The sequence below is a fragment of the Vibrio sp. 10N.261.54.E10 genome, from assembly GCF_002877735.2.
Taxonomy (GTDB): Bacteria; Pseudomonadota; Gammaproteobacteria; order Enterobacterales; family Vibrionaceae; genus Vibrio; species Vibrio crassostreae_C.
Genome location: NZ_MCXE02000001.1, coordinates 295,388 through 319,012, shown reverse-complemented (window position 1 = coordinate 319,012; position 23,625 = coordinate 295,388). Strand labels below are relative to the sequence as shown.

Below are 23,625 nucleotides of genomic sequence, written 5' to 3'. Positions count from 1 at the left end.
TAGCCAAACAATTAAAAGCCATTGAGACACATTGAGGTGAACCTTTAAAACTACAGCGCACGATATTTATCTCTCAATCTTTGTCTAACCCACTCTGCGACTGAGTTCACCGCGAACGTGAAAATAAACAGCAAGAGTGCCGCTAAGAACAACAAGCGGAAGTGAGAACCACCCACCTCTGATTCTGGTAGTTCGACAGCAATCGTTGCGGATAGCGTCCTCATCCCTTCCAAAATATTCCAGTCAAGAATTGGTGTGTTACCTGTAGCCATCAAGACAATCATGGTTTCGCCAACCGCTCGCCCTAGTCCCATCATGACCGCTGAAAAGATACCTGGGCTAGCCGTCAATAACACCACATAAATAAGGGTCTGCCACGCCGTCGCACCCAGCGCTAATGAACCATCGGATAAGTGTTTAGGCACCGAGAAAATAGCATCTTCGGCGATAGTAAAAATCGTTGGGATGACAGCAAAACCCATAGCAAAACCAACTACCAGCGCATTGCGTTGGTCAAAGTCGATGCCATAACTAGCCAAGAAAGTTCGAATATCACCACCAAACAACAAGGCTTCAATGCTGTTTCCACCAGCAAAGACAGCCACCACCGTAATCACCAGTACCGGGATCAATATTAGGGCATGCCAACCGTTAGAGAAACGACTCGTCACCATCTTCGGCAAGCAGAACCAAACAAACCCCGTCAACAATGTACTCAACGGTAATAACACCATTAATGAGAAGACGGCCGTTAAATGCGTTTCGACAATTGGAGCAAACCAAAGGCCAGCCAAGAATCCGATGATGACGGTTGGAAGCGCTTCCATCAGTTCTATCGAAGGCTTCACCACTCTTCGCATTCGTGGAGACATGAAGTATGCGGTGTAAATGGCTCCGAGCACAGCAACCGGCACGGCAAACATCATCGCAAACAGAGCGGCCTTAATGGTACCGAACGTAATGGGTACTAAACTGAACTTCTCTTCAAAGTCATCATTCGCCGAGGTTGATTGCCAAACATATTGTGGCTCAGGGTAGCTTTCATACCAGACTTTTTGCCAAAGCGATGAGAATGATATTTGCGGGTATTCATTATCGACCTTAGCCACACTGATGGTGCCATCAATCAGCGTCGCCAGATGCAGTTCATTGGCAGACATAGCCGCTAATTGTGGTGATTTATCAAATGCTCGCTCGAACAGCGACAGCTTTTCACTGGTCGTATAGTGGCTTTGTAATGTGCCGTTCTTATAGAAGCTATAAAAACCCTTTCTATAAGTATCAGGAAGAATAAATTGCACTTGTTCAGCAAGTTGGAAGTCTCGAATATGGGTCAGGCTACGCTTTTCATCTTTGAGTACATCGAACCATTGAGAAACCTGTCCGTCCTCATGCGTAACCAACAGTGAATAAGCTCCAGACAGTAAATCGATGCTTTTCACGGAATGCTTCGCATCATTTAAGCTAAGATCAATCACTTCACGAACATCAAAACCGTTATCTGATAGTTTCAAAACAACCAAATCCGATTGTGCTCGTAGGTATAAGGTTTGCCCATCAGGTGTGACAAGCAGTTGCTGTTGCAAGCCCAACTTATCCGATAGCCATTGGCTCTTCTGAAAAACATACTGACCAGTAAGGTCACTCTGATACCACTTAACCAAGACTCGTTGGTCACTTAACTGCGCGGCAACCGTAATCCCACGTCCATTTTTAGAGAATGCGAATTTGTCGATCGTCGCCCCATTTGAGGGTTCATCATTTAAAAACGGTTCAGGGAGAGTAATTTGCTCAATTTTAGGTTCGGCTTCACTGCCCTTTTTCAGCACAGGCGCACTATACTCAGGATAGAAAAAAGTAAGATTGCTTGCGCTGTCGGCAAAGGCAAACCAATTTTCAGATGGGGTATTTCGAGAAAAGGCGATGGGGTTGGCTACAACATCACGCTCAAAGTAAGAGTGTGTATTTTGAGACTCTAAATCCCAAAACTGTACCAAACCGGATTTTTCGATAGTAAATGCATGTTGACCATATTCATCAACCGATAAGACGATAGGCTCTTCTACGGCAACGGTCTTTACGGCTTGGTCGGTCTCTAAACCAGTATCTGAAAATACCGGTAAAATGACCATTGCCAAGTAAACAAAGATCAATACTAGGGCAGCTAGAACACTGACCGCGCCACATGTCACCGAAAAACGGACGAGACGATCTTTCAACCATCTTTTTTTGTCGCGCTCTTTCAATGAAAATTGGGCTGAAGCCATCTGTTTATCTACCTTTTTTTAGCTACTGACATAATATGTACGTTAGATGACAATTATATTACAAGTTACGTTAAACAACTGAAACTAATAACAAGTTTGTTAGGCATATTTCTTAAAGTAAGATCATAGATTTTGTGAATTTTGCCATTCTAATTTAAAGTAATCAGCTCTATAGCCAGTACTCAAGGATTCTCATCTCGATGAAAAAAGACTATGTCACAAAAGAACTTAGCTGGTTATCCTTCAACGAAAGAGTGCTCCAAGAAGCGGCAGATAAGTCAGTCCCCTTAATCGAAAGAGTTCGTTTTTTAGGTATTTACTCGAAAAACCTCGATGAGTTTTACAAAGTCCGATTTGCTGATGTGAAGCGAAAGATCTTACTTCAAGATCCACAGCTAACCTCCAACTCGCCGAAAAGCCTACTGACTAAAATGCAGAGCAAAGCAAGCAAGCTCGATGCTCAATTCCATGAACTGTATAACGACTTGCTATTGGAATTGGTACGCAATCGTATTTTTCTGGTCAACGAACAACAAATCAGCGAAGAACAAAGTGGCTGGATAAAAAAGTACTTTAAGAAAAAAGTGCTGCCACACTTAACTCCGATTCTCTTGAACGAAGATCGCCAGTTGCTCAATATTATGAAAGACGAGCAAAGTTACTTAGCCATCGACATCGAGCGTGAGGCATCTTCTCAATATGTCTTACTCGAAATCCCATCAGAAGCACTCCCTCGATTTGTTAAGTTACCAGACACCTCAGGTTCTCAGCGTACTACTTTGATCTTATTAGATAATATAGTTCGATTTTGTTTGGATGACTTACTTAAAGGGTTCTTTGAGTATGACTCCGTGCGTTGCTTTGCTATAAAAATGACTCGTGACGCCGATTATGACCTTCAAGAGAACAATGAAAGCAGCCTATTAGAATCGATGTCTTTAGGTTTAGAACAGCGCTTAACGGCACTACCGATACGCCTTATCTATGAGTCAGAAATGCCAGCTGAAATGCTCAGTTTCTTACAAGTCAGACTAAAACTATCTGACTACGACAGTGTTATCGCCGGAGGTCGCTACCACAACTTCAAACATTTCTCTGAGTTCCCAAGCCTTAACCGACGTGATTTAGTTAATCGCCCTTTACCCGCGATTAAGTGCGCGCATTTTAGCCACCATCCAAACTATTTTGAAGCGATCAAAGCTCGTGACATCTTGTTGCATTACCCTTATCACACCTTTAATCACATCACTGAACTGGTTAGGCAGGCTTCCTTTGACCCGAAAGTAACCTCCATAAAAATAAACGTTTACCGTGTTGCAGAAGGCTCCAAACTCCTTAGCTCAATCATCGATGCGGCACACAATGGAAAAAAGGTCACAGTGGTTGTCGAGCTGCAAGCTCGCTTTGATGAACAAGCCAATATTCAGTGGACAAAGAAACTTCAAGAAGCCGGTATAAAAGTCATCCATGGCATCCCAAGTTTGAAAGTCCACTCCAAACTGCTGCTCATTAAACGGAAAGAAGGCAAGCATACGGCGCATTACGCCCATATTGGCACCGGTAACTTTCATGAAGTAACAGCACGCGTGTATACCGATTTTTCTCTGCTCACTGCGAATGAAGATTTGACCCAAGAGGTGAGACAAGTCTTTAAGTATATTGAAAACCCTTATCAAAAGTCCCAGTTCAAGCAACTGATTGTGTCACCAAAGAATACTAGAAAACGTCTGTACCAATTGATAGATAATGAAATACAAAACGCGATAGAAGGTAAACCTGCAAGCATCACTCTAAAACTCAACAACTTGGTCGATCGAGAGATCATCGAAAAGCTCTATCAGGCTAGCCAAGCCAATGTAAAAGTAAGAATGGTCATTCGCGGCATGTGCTCTCTTGTCCCTGGCATACCCAACATCAGTGATCATATTGAGATAGTCAGTGTGGTCGATCGTTTCCTCGAACATCCGAGAGTGATGATATTTGGTAACGCTGGAAAGCCGAAGGTCTATATATCTTCCGCTGACTGGATGACACGAAATTTTGATCACCGCATCGAAGTTGCAGCTCCAATTTTAGATCCAAAGATCAAGCAAACCATTATCGATATCACCGAGTTTCATTTCGATGACAGCAACAAAGCTCGAGTGCTAGACCAAGCGATGAGCAACTCTTACACACAACCACCAGCAAACCTACTTGATTACCCGACGTCACAACTCTCCACTTACCACTATATTAAACGTATGGAGAAACTTGCTCGCAAGAAGTACAAACAAGAGAAGAAATCATGCCGCTAATTGATAACAAACATTCTCGATGTATTGCCGCTATCGACTTGGGTTCGAACAGCTTTCACATGGTGGTTGCCCGAGTATTCGATCAACACCTGCAATTAGTCAGCAGACACAAACAGAAAGTGAGATTAGGTGATGGATTGGATGAACGTAACGTCCTATCTGAAAGCGCTATCGAGCGAGGCCTAGAATGCCTCAAGGTGTTCGCAGAACGACTGGCGGATTTTGAGCTTGATGATGTCAGAGTTGTTGCGACTCATACCCTAAGAAAAGCCAAAAACGCTAAAGACTTCTTAGAGCAAGCCAAGCCACTGTTTCCTTTTCCAATAGAGATCATTTCCGGTCAAGAAGAAGCTCGAATAATCTATAACGGAGCAGAACACACTCAAACCGCTTCTGAATCTAAGTTGGTTATTGATATCGGTGGAGGGAGTACGGAACTCGTCGCCGGACAAGGCTTTACTCCTCTAATTATGCGCAGTTTACCGATGGGATGCGTCAACTTCACTCAACGTTTCTTTGCTGACGAAGGGCTAACTTCACGACACTTCTCAGATGCTTATACCGCAGCTACTCGTCTATTGATGCCATTGATTGAAGAATACACAAAAGCCCCTTGGGAAATCGCTTTTGGCTCATCTGGTACCACGAAATCAATAAAAGAAGTACTCATTGGCTTAGGGTTCACCGATGGTCTCATTACGCCCCAACGCCTGTCCTATTTAAAGAATCACTTATGTGAGTTTTCATCATCCAACACCGTAAATCTTTCAGGCTTAAGTGATGAGAGAAAGCCTGTGTTTGCTGCAGGCGTCACCATTCTTTCAGCAGCAATGGATACGCTAGACATCAAGGAGTTACATTTTTCTGATGGTGCCCTGAGAGAAGGCGTTCTTTATGACATGGAGGATAGGTTTAAAGATATTGATATTCGAACAAGAACTGCCGAAACGCTCGTCTCTCGATACCATGTAGACGTAACTCATGGCGAGAAAGTGAAAGTGCTCGCTCTTTCATTGCTGAAACAAGTACAGCCTCAAGTGACAACTGCGGTCACTAATGAGCTGTATGATCTGCTTGGTTGGGCTGCAGTACTTCATGAGGTAGGACAAAGCATCGCATTCCAAGGCTATCACCGCCATTCAGCTTATCTGCTTAAACATACGACTATGCCCGGTTTCAATACTGAGCAGCAGCGTCTGATCTCAACATTAGTTCGCTATCAAAGAAAAGCGATTAAGCTTAGTGACTTACCGGATCTCACGCTATTCAATACAGGGCAGATGGCGTTGTTAATTCGAATACTGAGGATAGCAATCCTGCTCAATCGACAGCGAAACCAATCGCCAATACCGAATGTAAAATTAACCATTGAGCAAGATGATAATTGGTGTTTAGAAGGAGATTCCATCGACTGGTTAGCTGAAAATCAACTGCTTGATTATGAACTCAAAGAAGAACAACGACGCTGGCAAGATGCTGGATGGTCGTTGAAGCTTGAATGATGCGCCGACAAAATAAAAACAGCCTGCGGCTAGCAAGCTGTTCATACGTTAGGTTTATACGTTAAGTTTCTACGTTCATAGTACCTAAATCAGAGTCCGATTTTTGCCAATTCTTGCTCAGCGAACTCTGACGGTATCGCTAAATAGCCATCTTTCTCTACCAGTTCTTGCCCTTGCTTTGAGAACACAAAAGTGAGGAACTCTCTTTCAACAGGAGAAAGTGGTTTATCTGGGTGCTTATTCACGTACACATAAAGAAAGCGAGATAGAGGGTAATCACCGCTCAAGATATTCGACCGAGTCGGCTCTACATAGTCAGAACCATGCTCTGCGATAGGAATTAACTTAACACCGGCCACTCGATAACCAATACCTGAGTACCCTATCCCGCTGATTGATGAAGCAACCGACTGTACAACCGATGCAGAACCTGGCTGCTCATTAACTCGGTTCTTGAAGTCACCGCCGCATAATGCGTTTTGTTTGAAATAGCCGTAGGTTCCCGAAACGGAATTACGACCAAACAGTTGGAATCGATGTTTTGCCCACGGTTGGTCAATGCCCAAATCTTGCCAATTATTTAGCGGCTTAGTCGCTCCGCAACGCAATGTCTCTGAGAATATACTGTCAATCTGGTGAAAGTTGAGCCCTTCAATAGGGTTATCACGATGCACAAAAAGCCCAATCGCATCGATAGCAACTCGCAGTGCTGTTGGCTTATATCCATGCTCCCTTTCAAATGCTTCAATTTCTCGCAGGCGCATCGGACGACTCATTGGCCCTAGATGTGCAGTCCCTTCGGTTAAGGCTGGAGGAGCAGTAGAAGAACCCGATGCTTGGACTTGAGCGTTAACATTTGGGTAGTAGGACTTGAACTCTTCCACCCATAACGTCGTCATACCCGCTAAGGTATCCGAACCGACCGATAATAAGCTCCCAGAAATTCCCGGAACCTTAGAATAATCAGGAAGAGAATCGACACCCTGTTCGGCATGCACAGGGTTAACTAAAGCAAACGCTAATAATGAGCTGACTGGAAAATGCATCCTGCGTATCGAACAACTCATGATACGGTCAGTCGATTTGGTAAAGTAAAATGGAAACGACTGCCGACGCCCACTTCACTTTGAATTTCGAGATGTGAATCGTGGTGGCTAAGCGCATGCTTTACAATCGCTAATCCAAGACCACTACCACCGGTATCACGAGAGCGGGCTTTATCTACACGATAGAAGCGCTCTGTGAGTCGATGTAAGTGTTGAGGCTCAATACCATCACCAGTATCTGACACATCTAAGCACGCGCCTTGGCTGGTTTGATACCAACGCACTTTGACCGTTGCACCTGCGGGTGTGTATTTAACCGCGTTATAAACCAAATTCGATATCGCACTTCTCAATTGGTCTTCATCGGCAAGAACTCGTAGGCTCTTATCGATATCAAACTCAAGCTTATGTTCGCGCTCACCGCTAAGGCTCGCCGCTTCTTTCTCAAGAACCTCAAGCATCGCCGGAACGTTGACCACTTCATCCAACTCATGCATTGGCGCCGCTTCAATTTTCGAAAGCGTGAGTAGTTGATTAACCAAACTGTTCATTCGATTGAGCTGCTCAGTCATTACGCCATGCGCCTTGGTCCACATTGGGCCAACGATCATGTCTGGATCTTCGGTCATTTCAAGGTAACCTTGAAGGACGGTCATCGGCGTACGCAATTCATGAGAAACGTTAGCGAAGAAGTTACGGCGCATGCCTTCTAACTGCTTAAGCTGGGTCACATCACGTACCACCATCAGGTGTTCACCCTCGGTATACGGCACAATACGCAACTCGAGCATACGCTCCACATTCAATGGAGAAGGCATCTCTAATGGCTCAGAGAAATCTTGCTTATTAAGGTACTTAATAAAATCTGGAGTACGAATCAAATTCGAGATCGGTTGTCCTGAATCGTCTGGCCAGCGAAACCCAAGTAAGTACTGAGCTAGCTTGTTACACCAAACGATATTCCCTTCTCCACGAAATACCACAACGGCATCGGGAAGGGATTCTGCACCGTTTCTGAAACGGCGAATAAGGTTGGTCAGCTCTTTACGTTTGCGACGCTGTCTCTGCTGCATACGATAAATACCGTTAAACAGAGACTCCCAATTCCCAGAACCTGATGGTGGCGTTAGACGCTTCTCATCCCACAACCATGCGGACAAGCGCATTTGGTTGTGTAGATGCCAGCCGAGCTGCAATACCGTAGCAGCCAGCAGTAACCAAGGTAGGTAGCCGAATATCCATCCAACAAAAACCCAAGGTGCGTAAAAAAAAGCCAGCTCCCAAGCCAGCTTTTTCCAGGTTAACTTTTCAACCATTCAGGACTCCGTAAACTGGGTAGCGAAGCCACACTAAGCCTTTGTAGAAAAACGGTAGCCCGCGCCGCGAACCGTTTGGATTAGCTTGTCGTGACCTGCAGATTCAAGTGCTTTACGCAGGCGTCGAATATGTACGTCAACGGTACGGTCTTCAACGTAAACGTTGGTGCCCCAAACGTTATTCAGCAGTTGCTCTCGGCTGTACACACGCTCTTGGTGTGTCATAAAGAAGTGCAACATTTTGAACTCTGTTGGTCCCATATCAACCGGACCTTCGCTTGCGGTAACGCGGTGAGATACAGGGTCTAACTTAAGGCCTTGCACATCAATCACGTCTTCCAGTGCGGTAGGCGTTACACGGCGAATAACCGCTTTCAGGCGAGCAACAAGCTCTTTTGGTGAAAATGGCTTGGTCATATAGTCATCAGCGCCCACTTCTAAACCACGAACCTTATCTTCTTCTTCGCCACGAGCCGTTAGCATCACCACTGGGATGTTGCGAGTTAACTCTTCACGCTTCATGTGCTTGATAAAGTTTATCCCGCTACCACCAGGTAGCATCCAATCTAGTAATACTAGATCTGGGAAAGGTTCACATAGCTTGTTTACCGCTGTATCGTAATCTTCAGCCTCTACTGCTTGGTAGCCTTTTTGTTCAAGCACGAAGCACAGCATCTCACGAATAGGTGCTTCATCTTCAACGACCAGAATCCTTCTCGACATAATTGAATAGCCTTTGTATTTAATCAACGCATTGCATTATCTGAGTTAATTATGACACTTTTGTGACCTTTGAAAACAAATTTTCATATAACTGTCTCAAACATTTCACTTTATAACTTTTGATACAGAGCTAGGGACAAATCGAATTAGATCTCATATCATGAAGCACTTCTAAAAAGGTATGAGAAAAATTTATGTGGTTTAAAAATTGCCTAGTCTATCGCTTCAACCGTGATATTGATTTCAACGCAGATCAGCTAGAGAAACAACTTGAAGAATTCCGCTTTACTCCTTGTGGTAGCCAAGACAAACAGAAGTTTGGTTGGGTACACGCAATGGGTAGACATGGCGATATGATGACGCACGTATCAGAAAACCGCATTCTTATCTGTGCAAAGAAAGAAGAGAAAATGCTACCCGCTTCTGTGATCAAAGAATCATTGAACGCAAAAGTAGAAACGCTTGAGGCAGAGTCTGGTACCCCTCTGAAAAAGAAAGAGAAAGACAGCCTAAAAGAAGACATCATCATTGATCTACTTCCTCGAGCATTCAGCCGCAGCAACTTCACTTACGCGCTGATCATGCCAAAAGAAGGTTTCATTGTGGTTGATGCGAGCAGCTACAAAAAAGCAGAAGATGTATTAGCATTGCTACGTAAGACAATGGGTAGCCTGCCAGTAGTGCCAGCTATCCCAGAGCAAGCGATCGAAACGACTCTTACAGAATGGGTGAAATCAGGTGATACGCCACAAGGCATCACTATGCTTGATGAAGCAGAACTAAAATCTATTCAAGAAGACGGCGGTATTGTTCGAGTTAAGAAACAAGAACTAGAAGCTGATGAGATTAAAAACCACATCGAAGCCAATAAGATGGTGACGAAACTTCTTATCAACTGGCAAGACCGTATTGAATTCATTCTTGCAGAAGATGGCAGCATCAAACGCCTAAAATTCAGTGATGAGCTCAAAGACGAAAACGACGATATTCCTCGTGAAGATCAAGCTGCGCGTTTTGATGCGGACTTCTCTCTACTTTGTGGTGAGTTCAGTGTTTTCCTTCCAAACCTATTTGAATCATTAGGCGGGTTAACTCAACCTAACGCTTAATCAGTCAAACTATAGGCTCAGGTGCTAACGGTATCTGAGCTTATTTCTCACTAAGTTCTCACTTATATCTGCCTCTAGACCCTCTTGTTAATGTCATTGCTATCTTTAGGGCTATCAACCAAACTCATTTTAGCGTAAAATTTGCGCCCCTTTGATATCACTTGGTGGTATCAACCTGACTTGAGATCAGATTAGAGAACGAAGCAATGACTACACAAAAACCATTTGTACCTGAACTATTATCACCGGCAGGAAGCCTCAAAAACATGCGTTACGCATTCGCCTACGGCGCAGATGCAGTATACGCAGGCCAGCCACGTTACAGCCTTCGTGTTCGTAACAACGAGTTCAATCACGAAAACCTACAAATCGGTATCGATGAAGCTCATGCTCAAGGCAAAAAGTTATATGTTGTATGTAACATTCAGCCGCACAACTCTAAATTAAAAACATTCATTCGCGACCTCAAACCAGTTGTAGACATGGGCCCTGACGCGCTTATCATGTCAGATCCTGGTCTTATCATGATGGTTCGTGAAGCATTCCCTGAAATGCCAATCCATCTTTCTGTTCAAGCAAACGCAGTAAACTGGGCGACCGTTAAGTTCTGGTCAACTCAAGGCGTTGAGCGTGTGATCTTATCTCGTGAGCTATCGCTTGAAGAGATCGAAGAGATTCGCGAACACTGCCCAGAAACAGAGCTAGAGATCTTTGTTCACGGAGCTCTTTGCATGGCTTACTCAGGCCGTTGTCTGCTTTCTGGTTACATGAACAAGCGCGATCCAAACCAAGGTACTTGCACCAACGCTTGCCGCTGGGAATACAAAACAGAAGCAGCGAAAGAAGACGAAAACGGTCAGATCGTTGAAGCAAACCCTACTGGTGTTGCTATTCAAGAAGTAGAAACGCAAGACATTGAAGTTCAAGATGAGCGTCCAGACAACACACTAGGCCTTGGTAAACCAACAGACGAAGTGGTTCTGCTTTCTGAATCACACAAGCCAGAAGAGAAAATGGCAGCGTTTGAAGATGAGCATGGTACTTACATCATGAACTCAAAAGACCTTCGTGCAATCCAACACGTTGAGCGCCTAACGAAGATGGGTGTTCACTCTCTGAAGATTGAAGGTCGTACTAAGTCTTTCTACTACTGTGCACGTACTGCTCAGGTTTACCGTAAAGCTATTGACGATGCAGTGGCAGGCAAACCATTCGATGAAAGCCTAATGGGTACACTAGAGAGCCTAGCTCACCGTGGTTACACTGAAGGCTTCTTACGTCGCCATACACACGATACATACCAAAACTACGAGTACGGTTACTCTATCTCTGACACTCAACAGTTTGTTGGTGAGTTCACAGGTAAGCGCCGTGGTGACCTAGCGGAAGTAGAAGTGAAGAACAAGTTCCTAGTAGGCGACAGCTTAGAAATGATGACACCGAAAGGTAACGTTGTTTTCAAACTAGAAGTTATGGAAAACCGCAAATCTGAAGCGGTCGACGATGCGAAAGGTAACGGTCACTTTGTATTTATTCCTGTACCAGCAGATCTAGATCTAGAGTACGGCTTGCTGATGCGTAACTTGAGCGAAGGCCAAGATACACGTAACGCATCAGGCAAATAATTTTTACTTAAGCGACTTACTTGAGAAGAAAATAATGGCTCTGTTAATTACTGACAAGTGCATAAACTGCGATATGTGTGATCCTGAATGCCCAAATGGTGCAATCACTATGGGCGACAGCATCTTCGAGATCGATCCTGATTTATGTACAGAGTGTAAAGGTCACTATGAAAAGCCAACATGCCAGTCAGTGTGTCCGATTACAAAATGCATCATCACTGACCCAAACCATATTGAAACTGATGACGAGCTACTTGAGAAGTTTGTTATCATTCAAGGCTTGACCTAAAAGAAGAAAGGTTCAACTTAACCATAAGTTGAACCTTTTTTTTCATCCTGATTTTCCGATTGGATAAATATTGCAGAAGAGCTCTTTTTCAAATTGATATTCGAGTCGTTCTCGCCAGTTTATTGATTGAGCTATAGGAACAAGATAAAAGTTTTCCCTGCTGGTATCGGTCACAAATGCCATTCCATACTGCATCAATTCATAGTGAACATCATTTACGAAACTAGGGTCTAAACGTTGTCTGCCTGTTAGCTGATTGATGTCATCTCTTGAAATTGAAATACCCGAGCTTTCAGCGTTGAACCTATGTCTTAACCATTCTGAAAATTCCTTCGCACAAATCATAGTCATAGTCTTATCCTTGAATTATCTATCGACGGGTATCAGACTCTGATTTCGCATACTGCATATAAGCCGCATCTTTCACCCCAAAACACTCAATCCCTGACCAAACCTTGTCAAATTCGCCATCGCCCTTGCTGATACCGTTATTGCTTTTATTAATATCAAACGATGTTCTTAATCTCGTGTTTATAAACTCTAGACAAAAGTGTGATATTTCTCCAGTTTTAGAGTCGAAAAAACCAGTGGCAGTACCACTGTAAAAAGCCTCGATGAACAGGATTACTTATTCGATATCAAGGCCAAACACTGACTTGGCATCACTTTAACTTTTTTCTTTTTCTTAGTTTTCGCTACTTTTTTAGGAGGTGGAACTGGAACAGTCTTTGGAGCCCAACTTGCAAGTTCATCTCCACAACCGTCACCTTTAGGAGGGCTCGCTTGAGCTATGCAGTTTGAACTGCCTTCAGGACACTTTAAACGAACGTGGAAGTGGGAGTGGTGTCCCCACCAAGGTCTTATTTTGCCTAACCAAGCTCTATCATTAGCGTCAGAGTTTTCTTGTTCACAAAGGGTTTGCTTGATCACTGGATGAACAAAAATACGCACCACTTTTTCATCTTTCGCCGCATAACGAATAACTTGAAAATGATCATCGGTCCAATTCGATTCACGCAATTTGTAGTTGGTAAGATCCACAACGCTCACAGGTTTAGGCACAGCTAATTCGTTCTCTGACAACCTCTTACTGGTTAACCTTAGCCATATATCAATATCTAACCCTGTTTGATGACTTGAATGACCTGAAGAAAAGCGCCCTCCTCTGGGAAGAGAAATATCACCGATCAATAAATTAGTATTGAGCTTCTCGCTGGTCGTGACTCCTAACCTCTCAATAAACTTTATAGCTTCTGTATGGCCATAGTAGCGCTCTCTTTGAGGGCGAATGATCTGATACCCCAAACCATTAATAGGCAAAGCCTGCGCGCCGTCTAGACAGCCATTGGCATAGCTTCCAATTGATGAGGGTGAATTTTTAGTAGGGTGACTCTCTTTTTCCCACGAAGTTGCTGATAGAGAAAATGAACAAAAGAATACAACCAGTGCAAAAAAGAACCTCATAATAATCCCAAATTACTGACGCTTACTCATTATATTAGTCGCCATTTAGGATTAGGTGCATATCGTACTTAAGTTTTTGGTGGTAGCTAGTGAATTATACCAATTAAAGTAAAAATGTGATCTAATTAAGATTGATGAATTATTGTGAAATTTAGCCATGGATAGCCTTAATAACACTGACTTCAAAAAGCTTGCGAGCCAGCAAAAAACCATTCAGATGAAGATGCGTTTACTTGCGCTCCCACACTTTAAAGACGGCCTCTCTCGTACACAAATTGCAAAATCTCTCAAAGTCAGTCGAACCAGTGTCAATAAATAGGTTCGGATTTTTTTTGAAGAAGGCCTAGAAGGACTTCAAGAAAAACCTCGGACTGGTAGGCCTGCATACCTCACCGATGAGCAGCGGGCTCAACTCAGTGCCTTCATAAAAAAAGAAGCTGAATCGCCTTCTGGTGGCCGCCTTGTTGGAAGCGATATACATGACTACATCGTTAAACACTTTGACAAGCACTACCACCCTAATTCCATCTATTATCTCCTCGACCACATGGGTTTTTCTTGGATAACTTCTCGTTCCAAACACCCTAAACAATCACAGCAAATACAAGACGATTTTAAAAAAATTCCAAATCGAAACGATCCTTAAGATCCCCGGCCATATTGGGCTAGAGAGTGTTGATGTCTGGTTTCAAGACGAAGCTAGGTTTGGTCAGCAGAACACAACAACACGTCTTTGGGCTACTCGTGGAACTAGACCTCGCGTAGTAAAACAGCAGCAATTTGAATACGCTTATTTGTTTGGCTCAGTGTGCCCCTCGAGAGGGATTGGTGAGGCAATGGTCGTCCCTTGGGTTAACAAAGACATCATGATAAACCATCTAGAGCAGATATCTAAAGTCACAGAAAAAGACCGTCATTCAGTGGTAATAATGGATGGCGCAGGATGGCATACCGATGATATTGCTAACCCATTTGATAATGTCAGTATTATCAAATTGCCGCCATACTCACCAGAGCTTAACCCTATAGAGCAAGTGTGGAGTTGGTTAAGGCAACACTATCTAGCAAACCAAAACTTCATTGATTATAACGATATTGTTTCGAAGGTCTGTAGCGCTTGGAATGGATTTCTTGAGTGCAAAGATCGCGTCACAAAAATGTGTACAAGAGATTGGATTGACCTGATCAGTTAATTTTCCGGATTGGTATTATACCAGGCTACTTTCTGTAATTTATTAAATTCCAGAAAGCAAAAAGGCTCTAGCATTTCTGCTAGAGCCTTAAATATGGCAGGGGTGGAGAGATTCGAACTCCCAACACGCGGATTTGGAATCCGCTGCTCTGCCAATTGGAGCTACACCCCTATTTTCAGTTTTAAAGAGCTGAAACTCTGAATAAGTGGCGGAGTGGACGGGACTCGAACCCGCGACCCCCGGCGTGACAGGCCGGTATTCTAACCAACTGAACTACCACTCCGCAGTGGAATACTTGTCGTCGCTGACAAGTGTTCAAATTTAAAGCCTGGCGATGTCCTACTCTCACATGGGGAAGCCCCACACTACCATCGGCGCTATTGTGTTTCACTTCTGAGTTCGGCATGGAATCAGGTGGGTCCACAATGCTATGGTCGCCAAGCAAATTTTGCTTTTACTTTCAGCTTTTTTAAAAAACTGAAGGCAAAATAATCTGGAAAGCTATTAAAAGTTCTTACGTAAACTCATTCAAGTGTTCTTGTTTGCCTCTGCTTTTTAAAGCGGAAACAACAGTTTTGAGTCCACAAAACCCCTTGGGTGTTGTATGGTTAAGCCTCACGGGCAATTAGTACAGGTTAGCTCAATGCCTCGCAGCACTTACACACCCTGCCTATCAACGTTCTAGTCTTGAACAACCCTTTAGGACGCTTATAGCGTCAGGGAAAACTCATCTCAAGGCTCGCTTCCCGCTTAGATGCTTTCAGCGGTTATCGATTCCGAACTTAGCTACCGGGCAATGCCATTGGCATGACAACCCGAACACCAGAGGTTCGTCCACTCCGGTCCTCTCGTACTAGGAGCAGCCCCTTTCAATTTTCCAACGCCCACGGCAGATAGGGACCGAACTGTCTCACGACGTTCTAAACCCAGCTCGCGTACCACTTTAAATGGCGAACAGCCATACCCTTGGGACCGACTTCAGCCCCAGGATGTGATGAGCCGACATCGAGGTGCCAAACACCGCCGTCGATATGAACTCTTGGGCGGTATCAGCCTGTTATCCCCGGAGTACCTTTTATCCGTTGAGCGATGGCCCTTCCATTCAGAACCACCGGATCACTATGACCTGCTTTCGCACCTGCTCGAATTGTCATTCTCGCAGTCAAGCGGGCTTATGCCATTGCACTAACCACACGATGTCCAACCGTGTTTAGCCCACCTTCGTGCTCCTCCGTTACTCTTTGGGAGGAGACCGCCCCAGTCAAACTACCCACCAGGCACTGTCCGTAATCCCGATTCAGGGACCAACGTTAGAACATCAAAACTACAAGGGTGGTATTTCAAGGACGACTCCACCACATCTAGCGACGCGGTTTCATAGTCTCCCACCTATCCTACACATGTAGGTTCAATGTTCAGTGCCAAGCTGTAGTAAAGGTTCACGGGGTCTTTCCGTCTAGCCGCGGGTACACTGCATCTTCACAGCGATTTCAATTTCACTGAGTCTCGGGTGGAGACAGCGTGGCCATCATTACGCCATTCGTGCAGGTCGGAACTTACCCGACAAGGAATTTCGCTACCTTAGGACCGTTATAGTTACGGCCGCCGTTTACCGGGGCTTCGATCAAGAGCTTCGTCCGAAGACTAACCCCATCAATTAACCTTCCGGCACCGGGCAGGCGTCACACCGTATACGTCATCTTACGATTTTGCACAGTGCTGTGTTTTTAATAAACAGTTGCAGCCACCTGGTATCTGCGACTCTCGTCTGCTCCATCCGCAAGGGACTTCACTGATAAGAGCGTACCTTCTCCCGAAGTTACGGTACCATTTTGCCTAGTTCCTTCACCCGAGTTCTCTCAAGCGCCTTGGTATTCTCTACCCGACCACCTGTGTCGGTTTGGGGTACGATTCCTTACAATCTGAAGCTTAGAGGCTTTTCCTGGAAGCATGGCATCAATGACTTCACTACCGTAGTAGCTCGACATCGTATCTCAGCGTTAAGAAAGTCCGGATTTACCTAAACTTTCCGCCTACATACTTGAACCTGGACAACCGTCGCCAGGCCCACCTAGCCTTCTCCGTCCCCCCATCGCAATTGTAAGAAGTACGGGAATATTAACCCGTTTCCCATCGACTACGCCTTTCGGCCTCGCCTTAGGAGTCGACTTACCCTGCCCCGATTAACGTTGGACAGGAACCCTTGGTCTTCCGGCGAGGGAGTTTTTCACTCCCTTTATCGTTACTCATGTCAGCATTCGCACTTCTGATACCTCCAGCAGCCCTTACAGACCACCTTCAACGGCTTACAGAACGCTCCCCTACCCCACATACCCTAAGGTACGTAGCCGCAGCTTCGGTGTATAGCTTAGCCCCGTTACATCTTCCGCGCAGGCCGACTCGACCAGTGAGCTATTACGCTTTCTTTAAATGATGGCTGCTTCTAAGCCAACATCCTGGCTGTCTGAGCCTTCCCACATCGTTTCCCACTTAGCTATACTTTGGGACCTTAGCTGGCGGTCTGGGTTGTTTCCCTCTCCACGACGGACGTTAGCACCCGCCGTGTGTCTCCCGGATAGTACTTACTGGTATTCGGAGTTTGCAAAGGGTTGGTAAGTCGGGATGACCCCCTAGCCTTAACAGTGCTCTACCCCCAGTAGTATTCGTCCGAGGCGCTACCTAAATAGCTTTCGGGGAGAACCAGCTATCTCCAGGTTTGATTGGCCTTTCACCCCTAGCCACAAGTCATCCGCTAATTTTTCAACATTAGTCGGTTCGGTCCTCCAGTTGATGTTACTCAACCTTCAACCTGCCCATGGCTAGATCACCTGGTTTCGGGTCTAATCCTAGCAACTGTACGCCCAGTTAAGACTCGGTTTCCCTACGGCTCCCCTAAACGGTTAACCTTGCTACTAAAATTAAGTCGCTGACCCATTATACAAAAGGTACGCAGTCACACCACGAAGGTGCTCCTACTGCTTGTACGTACACGGTTTCAGGTTCTATTTCACTCCCCTCACAGGGGTTCTTTTCGCCTTTCCCTCACGGTACTGGTTCACTATCGGTCAGTCAGTAGTATTTAGCCTTGGAGGATGGTCCCCCCATATTCAGACAGGATATCACGTGTCCCGCCCTACTCGTTTTCACTGATTATGATGTGTCGGTTACGGGGCTATCACCCTTTACTGCGAGACTTTCCAGACTCTTCACCTGCATCATTAAAAGCTTAAGGGCTAATCCAATTTCGCTCGCCGCTACTTTCGGAATCTCGGTTGATTTCTCTTCCTCGGGGTACTTAGATGTTTCAGTTCCCCCGGTTTGCCTCCTGTTGCTATGTATTCACAACAGGATACTTACTTATGTAAGTGGGTTTCCCCATTCAGGAATCCCAGACTCAAAAGGTTATTACTACCTAATCTGGGCTTATCGCAAGTTATTACGCCTTTCATCGCCTCTGACTGCCAAGGCATCCACCGTGTACGCTTAGTCACTTAACCATACAACCCGAAAGGGTTTCTATTTGCTTTCACTTTAAAAAGTGAAGACAAATAAGCGTATGGCAACTAACCAAGGTTTTTGGTTGTCATCAAGAAGGGTTAATTCCTGATAACTGTTTGCCGGACTCAATTGTGATTCAAACAAGTTTGAATCGAATACAAGACACTTGAATGTGTTTGTTGTGTTTATACCGTTCTTATTAACTAAGAGCAGATAAACATTGAGAACTTTTAAATTTGATTGAATTACTCGTAAGTAATCAATCAGTCAGCTTTCCAAATTGTTAAAGAGCTAGATATTTCAAAAGAAATAACCATTTTTAAAGATTCTTAAGGAAGAACACTTAAAGATGGTGGAGCTATGCGGGATCGAACCGCAGACCTCCTCGCTGCCAGCGAGGCGCTCTCCCAGCTGAGCTATAGCCCCATCTGGAAAAGTATTTCCTACTCTTAACTTATTAAACCATCAATCTGTGTGGGTACTCATCGTAAATATCTTCGTATAAGGAGGTGATCCAGCCCCAGGTTCCCCTAGGGCTACCTTGTTACGACTTCACCCCAGTCATGAACCACAAAGTGGTGAGCGTCCTCCCCGAAAGGTTAAACTACCCACTTCTTTTGCAGCCCACTCCCATGGTGTGACGGGCGGTGTGTACAAGGCCCGGGAACGTATTCACCGTGACATTCTGATTCACGATTACTAGCGATTCCGACTTCATGGAGTCGAGTTGCAGACTCCAATCCGGACTACGACGCACTTTTTGGGATTCGCTCACTATCGCTAGCTTGCTGCCCTCTGTATGCGCCATTGTAGCACGTGTGTAGCCCTACTCGTAAGGGCCATGATGACTTGACGTCGTCCCCACCTTCCTCCGGTTTATCACCGGCAGTCTCCCTGGAGTTCCCGACATTACTCGCTGGCAAACAAGGATAAGGGTTGCGCTCGTTGCGGGACTTAACCCAACATTTCACAACACGAGCTGACGACAGCCATGCAGCACCTGTCTCAGAGCTCCCGAAGGCACACCTGCGTCTCCGCTGGCTTCTCTGGATGTCAAGAGTAGGTAAGGTTCTTCGCGTTGCATCGAATTAAACCACATGCTCCACCGCTTGTGCGGGCCCCCGTCAATTCATTTGAGTTTTAATCTTGCGACCGTACTCCCCAGGCGGTCTACTTAACGCGTTAGCTCCGAAAGCCACGGCTCAAGGCCACAACCTCCAAGTAGACATCGTTTACGGCGTGGACTACCAGGGTATCTAATCCTGTTTGCTCCCCACGCTTTCGCATCTGAGTGTCAGTATCTGTCCAGGGGGCCGCCTTCGCCACTGGTATTCCTTCAGATCTCTACGCATTTCACCGCTACACCTGAAATTCTACCCCCCTCTACAGTACTCTAGTTCACCAGTTTCAAATGCAGTTCCGAGGTTGAGCCCCGGGCTTTCACATCTGACTTAATGAACCACCTGCATGCGCTTTACGCCCAGTAATTCCGATTAACGCTCGCACCCTCCGTATTACCGCGGCTGCTGGCACGGAGTTAGCCGGTGCTTCTTCTGTTGCTAACGTCAAGAGATAGCGCTATTAACACTACCCCCTTCCTCACAACTGAAAGTACTTTACAACCCGAAGGCCTTCTTCATACACGCGGCATGGCTGCATCAGGCTTTCGCCCATTGTGCAATATTCCCCACTGCTGCCTCCCGTAGGAGTCTGGACCGTGTCTCAGTTCCAGTGTGGCTGATCATCCTCTCAGACCAGCTAGGGATCGTCGCCTTGGTGAGCCATTACCTCACCAACTAGCTAATCCCACCTAGGCATATCTTGACGCGAGAGGCCCGAAGGTCCCCCTCTTTGGCCCGTAGGCATTATGCGGTATTAGCCATCGTTTCCAATGGTTATCCCCCACATCAAGGCAATTTCCTAGGCATTACTCACCCGTCCGCCGCTCGACGCCCATTAACGCACCCGAAGGATTGTTAGTGTCGTTTCCGCTCGACTTGCATGTGTTAGGCCTGCCGCCAGCGTTCAATCTGAGCCATGATCAAACTCTTCAATTTAAGATTTTGTGACTCAACGAATACTGACTTCAAAACTAATATTTACCGAAGTAAACATGTAATTCTAAAGCTATTACCATTCCAACAGAATGGTAATGAATTGACTGTGCCGAATAACTACAAGTAGTTAAACGTATTGGTCACTCAGTTCATTGAAATCAATTTTGATTCCGAAGAATCTGTTTTATCTAACGATAAAACGTTTTGATATTCATCAACGAGTGCCCACACAGATTGATAGGTTTAAATTGTTAAAGAGCTTTACTTGTTGAGCCTTCCTTTTAGTAAGGAGCCTCTCGAAGTGGACGGCCATTCTAGCGGATTAGATTCCAGTGTCAAACACTTTTTCCAGCTAATTTTTCAAAGCATCTTAAATGCTTATCACCGTCTTGTTACTCAGTTCAAACCGCTTGGTTATCCTTGGCAACGGAGGCGCATTATAGAGAGAATAATCCTTTGTACAAGGCTAAAAACGAAAAAAAGCCACCACCGGCGACCGTTCGAACACTATTCACACAAAGCGTTTAAAATAGGTACGATTAAGCCTTAATTTCGGCCAATCGTACCTACCGTTCTTACTTCAACTATTGGTGAGCAATAATGCGGTCGTTGTTTACTAATAGCTGCACTTTCTTATCTGGATTAATTTTTCCTGCCAGTATCGCTTTCGCTAACGGGTTCTCGACACTTTGTTGAATCGCTCTTTTCAAAGGTCGTGCACCATATACTGGATCAAAACCAACTTGAGAAATTAACTTGAGTGCTTTATCCGAAACTTCAAGCTCATAACCATTGTCTTCCATTCTCTTCTTAAGGTGCTCAAGCTGAATAGCGGCTATCGACTGAATGTGCTCTTGACCCAATGGATGGAACACCACGCTTTCATCAACTCGGTTCAAAAACTCAGGACGGAAATGTTTACCTACCACTTCCATCACTTCATTCTTTATTCCTTGGTAGTCGAGCGTATTGAAGTTCTCTTGAATTCTCGAAGAGCCAAGGTTGGATGTCATGATCACTACCGTGTTTCTAAAATCGACTGTACGACCTTGTCCATCAGTTAAGCGTCCATCATCAAGCACCTGCAATAAGATATTGAAAACATCAGGATGCGCTTTCTCTACTTCATCTAGCAAAATCACTGAATAAGGCTTGCGACGCACTGCTTCTGTTAAGTAACCACCTTCTTCATATCCAACGTAACCCGGAGGAGCACCAACCAAACGAGCAACAGAGTGTTTCTCCATAAACTCAGACATGTCGATACGCACCATTGCATCGTCACTATCAAACATGAAGTTCGCGAGTGTTTTACACAACTCCGTTTTACCAACGCCAGTTGGACCAAGGAATAAGAAAGATCCAATCGGCTTGTTTGGATCAGATAAACCTGCACGGCTACGACGAATCGCATTCGATACCACTTCGACTGCTTCCGCTTGGCCAATAACTCGCTTATGTAGAACACCTTCCATGTTAAGAAGCTTCTCTTTCTCGGCTTCTAGCATTTTAGAAACAGGTATGCCTGTTTGCTTCGATAGCACGTCTGCAATTTCTGCATCAGTGACCTTATTACGCAGCAGCGTCATTTCTTGCATTTCAGCTTGAGTCGCAAGATCTAACTGCTTCTCTAATTCTGGGATTCGACCGTATTGCAATTCAGACATTCGGTTAAGATCACCAGCACGTCTCGCAAAATCCATATCCATACGAGCTTGTTCTAGCTCTGACTTGATGTGTTGCGTGCCAGAAAGCGCGGCTTTCTCTGCATTCCACACTTCTTCAAGCTCTGCGAAATCTCGTTCTTTGTCAGAAAGCTCTTCTTGTAATGTTCGAAGGCGTTTTTCACTGGCTTCATCATTTTCATTGGTAAGAGCTTGCTGCTCGATCTTCAATTGAATGATTTTACGCTCGAGCTTATCTAGCGACTCAGGTTTTGAGTCGATCTGCATACGGATACTCGAAGCCGCTTCATCAATCAGATCAATCGCTTTATCCGGCAGTTGACGATCAGAAACGTATCGATGAGATAGTGTTGCTGCAGCCACGATTGCTGGGTCGGTAATTTCTACATGATGATGAAGTTCATAGCGCTCTTTCAAACCACGAAGAATCGCCACCGTGTCTTCAACCGTTGGTTCATCGACAAGCACTTTTTGGAAGCGGCGCTCTAACGCTGGATCTTTCTCTATGTATTGACGGTATTCATCAAGAGTCGTTGCGCCAACACAGTGGAGTTCACCACGAGCCAACGCTGGTTTTAGCATGTTACCGGCATCCATAGAGCCTTCACCTTTACCAGCGCCGACCATAGTATGAATTTCATCGATGAAGAGAATGATATTGCCCTCTTCTTTAGACAATTCATTGAGGACTGACTTCAAACGCTCTTCAAACTCACCACGATATTTAGCGCCAGCTACCAAAGCACCCATGTCTAATGAAAGTACGCGTCGGCCTCTTAAACCTTCTGGCACTTCATTGTTAATAATGCGCTGAGCCAAACCTTCAACGATAGCTGTCTTACCAACACCAGGTTCACCGATAATGACTGGGTTGTTCTTAGTACGACGCTGAAGTACTTGGATAGTACGGCGGATTTCGTCATCTCGGCCAATTACCGGATCCAGCTTGCCTTGCTCCGCTCTTTCAGTCAGATCGATGGTGAACTTCTCTAACGCTTGGCGTCGGTCTTCGGCATTTGGGTCATCAACTTTTTGACCGCCACGAACCTGCTCGATAGCTTGAGATAATTTTTGCTCAGTAAGACCTAGCTCTTTAAGCAGGTTACCTAAAGGGCCTTTATCTTCAATTGCGGCAAGTAGGAAGACTTCCGAAGAAATGTATGTGTCTTGACGCTTTTGTGCGACCTTGTCACATAGGTTGAACAAAGTACCCATTGCATTCGACAGTTGAACATCACCACCGATACCACTTACTTTCGGTACACGGTCTAATATTTCGCTTAGCTTTGAACGCAATTGAACCACATCAATATTCAGCATGGTGAGCAATGGACGAATTGCACTACCATCTTGATTAAGCAAAGACACCATTAGGTGCACAGGCTCTATATATTGGTGATCACGACCTAATGCGAGCGACTGAGCATCAGATATCGCAATTTGGAATTTACTAGTGAATCGATCGAGACGCATGCCAACCTTCCTACTCTTAGATATGTTTATCTTATGGTTAGAAGATGGATACGGTAACGCGGATTTTCAAGGGATAAGAAT

12 protein-coding genes, 3 tRNA genes, 3 rRNA genes and 1 pseudogene are annotated in these 23,625 nt (G+C 45.0%); 6 read left to right on the top strand and 13 right to left on the bottom strand.

All coding sequences use genetic code 11. The features are described from left to right. Positions 1–50 precede the first annotated feature (50 nt). Positions 51–2,267, bottom strand: a complete 2,217-nt coding sequence (locus tag BCU07_RS01300; RefSeq protein WP_102429037.1) for an ABC transporter permease subunit — start codon at positions 2,265–2,267, stop codon at positions 51–53. Between the two features lie 200 nt (positions 2,268–2,467). Here BCU07_RS01300 and ppk1 point away from each other — a divergent pair, with 200 nt between their 5' ends. Both ppk1 and ppx read left to right on the top strand, forming a co-directional pair. Continuing rightward, positions 2,468–4,564 (top strand): polyphosphate kinase 1, encoded by a 2,097-nt coding sequence (gene ppk1 / locus BCU07_RS01295; protein WP_102429038.1) that lies wholly within the window; start codon positions 2,468–2,470, stop codon positions 4,562–4,564. Then, positions 4,555–6,066 carry an exopolyphosphatase gene (gene ppx / locus BCU07_RS01290; protein WP_102429039.1) on the top strand — a complete coding sequence of 504 codons (1,512 nt, stop codon included), beginning with the start codon at positions 4,555–4,557 and terminating at the stop codon, positions 6,064–6,066. Before ppk1 ends, ppx begins: the two co-directional genes overlap by 10 nt. 89 nt (positions 6,067–6,155) lie before the next feature. Here the strand turns inward: ppx and BCU07_RS01285 are convergent, their stop codons facing one another. The 3 genes from BCU07_RS01285 to phoB are packed head-to-tail and all read right to left on the bottom strand — an operon-like array spanning position 6,156 to position 9,151. Next, entirely contained in the window at positions 6,156–7,133 is a 978-nt protein-coding gene (locus BCU07_RS01285) for a PstS family phosphate ABC transporter substrate-binding protein (RefSeq protein ID WP_372123432.1), read from the bottom strand. Then, the gene (gene phoR, locus BCU07_RS01280; RefSeq protein WP_102429040.1) at positions 7,130–8,428 is read right to left on the bottom strand and encodes a phosphate regulon sensor histidine kinase PhoR; all 1,299 of its coding nucleotides are present in this window, start codon (positions 8,426–8,428) and stop codon (positions 7,130–7,132) included. Before phoR ends, BCU07_RS01285 begins: the two co-directional genes overlap by 4 nt. A 33-nt stretch (positions 8,429–8,461) precedes the next feature. Then, positions 8,462–9,151 carry a phosphate regulon transcriptional regulator PhoB gene (gene phoB / locus BCU07_RS01275; RefSeq protein ID WP_102429041.1) on the bottom strand — a complete coding sequence of 230 codons (690 nt, stop codon included), beginning with the start codon at positions 9,149–9,151 and terminating at the stop codon, positions 8,462–8,464. Positions 9,152–9,345: 194 nt separating this feature from the next. On the opposite strand from phoB, the gene rdgC reads away from it, so the two are divergent. The 3 genes from rdgC to BCU07_RS01260 all read left to right on the top strand — a co-directional run bounded on the left by rdgC (position 9,346) and on the right by BCU07_RS01260 (position 12,174). Next, positions 9,346–10,260 (top strand): recombination-associated protein RdgC, encoded by a 915-nt coding sequence (gene rdgC / locus BCU07_RS01270; RefSeq protein WP_017062534.1) that lies wholly within the window; start codon positions 9,346–9,348, stop codon positions 10,258–10,260. A 206-nt stretch (positions 10,261–10,466) separates the two neighbouring features. Next, entirely contained in the window at positions 10,467–11,885 is a 1,419-nt protein-coding gene (gene yegQ, locus BCU07_RS01265; protein ID WP_017062848.1) for a tRNA 5-hydroxyuridine modification protein YegQ, read from the top strand. Positions 11,886–11,919: 34 nt separating this feature from the next. Then, a complete protein-coding gene (locus BCU07_RS01260; protein WP_004735061.1) occupies positions 11,920–12,174 on the top strand; it encodes a YfhL family 4Fe-4S dicluster ferredoxin in 255 nt (84 codons plus the stop codon). Between the two features lie 42 nt (positions 12,175–12,216). Here the strand turns inward: BCU07_RS01260 and BCU07_RS01255 are convergent, their stop codons facing one another. Then, positions 12,217–12,525 (bottom strand): hypothetical protein, encoded by a 309-nt coding sequence (locus BCU07_RS01255; RefSeq protein WP_017062536.1) that lies wholly within the window; start codon positions 12,523–12,525, stop codon positions 12,217–12,219. Positions 12,526–12,798: 273 nt separating this feature from the next. Next, positions 12,799–13,638, bottom strand: a complete 840-nt coding sequence (gene mepA / locus BCU07_RS01250; RefSeq protein WP_029235577.1) for a penicillin-insensitive murein endopeptidase — start codon at positions 13,636–13,638, stop codon at positions 12,799–12,801. A 157-nt stretch (positions 13,639–13,795) separates the two neighbouring features. Here mepA and BCU07_RS01245 point away from each other — a divergent pair. Further along, positions 13,796–14,831 (top strand): annotated as a pseudogene (locus BCU07_RS01245) (IS630 family transposase). A gap of 94 nt (positions 14,832–14,925) precedes the next feature. Here BCU07_RS01245 and BCU07_RS01240 read toward each other — a convergent pair. From BCU07_RS01240 to clpB, 7 genes are all read right to left on the bottom strand, one after another. Continuing rightward, positions 14,926–15,002: transfer RNA gene (locus BCU07_RS01240), tRNA-Trp, on the bottom strand. 35 nt (positions 15,003–15,037) lie between these two features. Beyond that, positions 15,038–15,114 (bottom strand) — tRNA-Asp (locus tag BCU07_RS01235). Positions 15,115–15,157: 43 nt separating this feature from the next. Continuing rightward, positions 15,158–15,273, bottom strand: a 5S ribosomal RNA gene (gene rrf, locus BCU07_RS01230). Between the two features lie 162 nt (positions 15,274–15,435). After that, positions 15,436–18,328: ribosomal RNA gene (locus tag BCU07_RS01225) — 23S ribosomal RNA — on the bottom strand. A gap of 351 nt (positions 18,329–18,679) precedes the next feature. Continuing rightward, a tRNA-Ala gene (locus BCU07_RS01220) sits at positions 18,680–18,755 on the bottom strand. Between the two features lie 76 nt (positions 18,756–18,831). Continuing rightward, positions 18,832–20,386: ribosomal RNA gene (locus BCU07_RS01215) — 16S ribosomal RNA — on the bottom strand. The 16S, 23S and 5S rRNA genes sit together here with 3 tRNA genes alongside, the layout of an rRNA operon. A 584-nt stretch (positions 20,387–20,970) precedes the next feature. After that, positions 20,971–23,544 (bottom strand): ATP-dependent chaperone ClpB, encoded by a 2,574-nt coding sequence (gene clpB / locus BCU07_RS01210; protein WP_017062851.1) that lies wholly within the window; start codon positions 23,542–23,544, stop codon positions 20,971–20,973. Between the last annotated feature and the right edge of the window lie 81 nt (positions 23,545–23,625).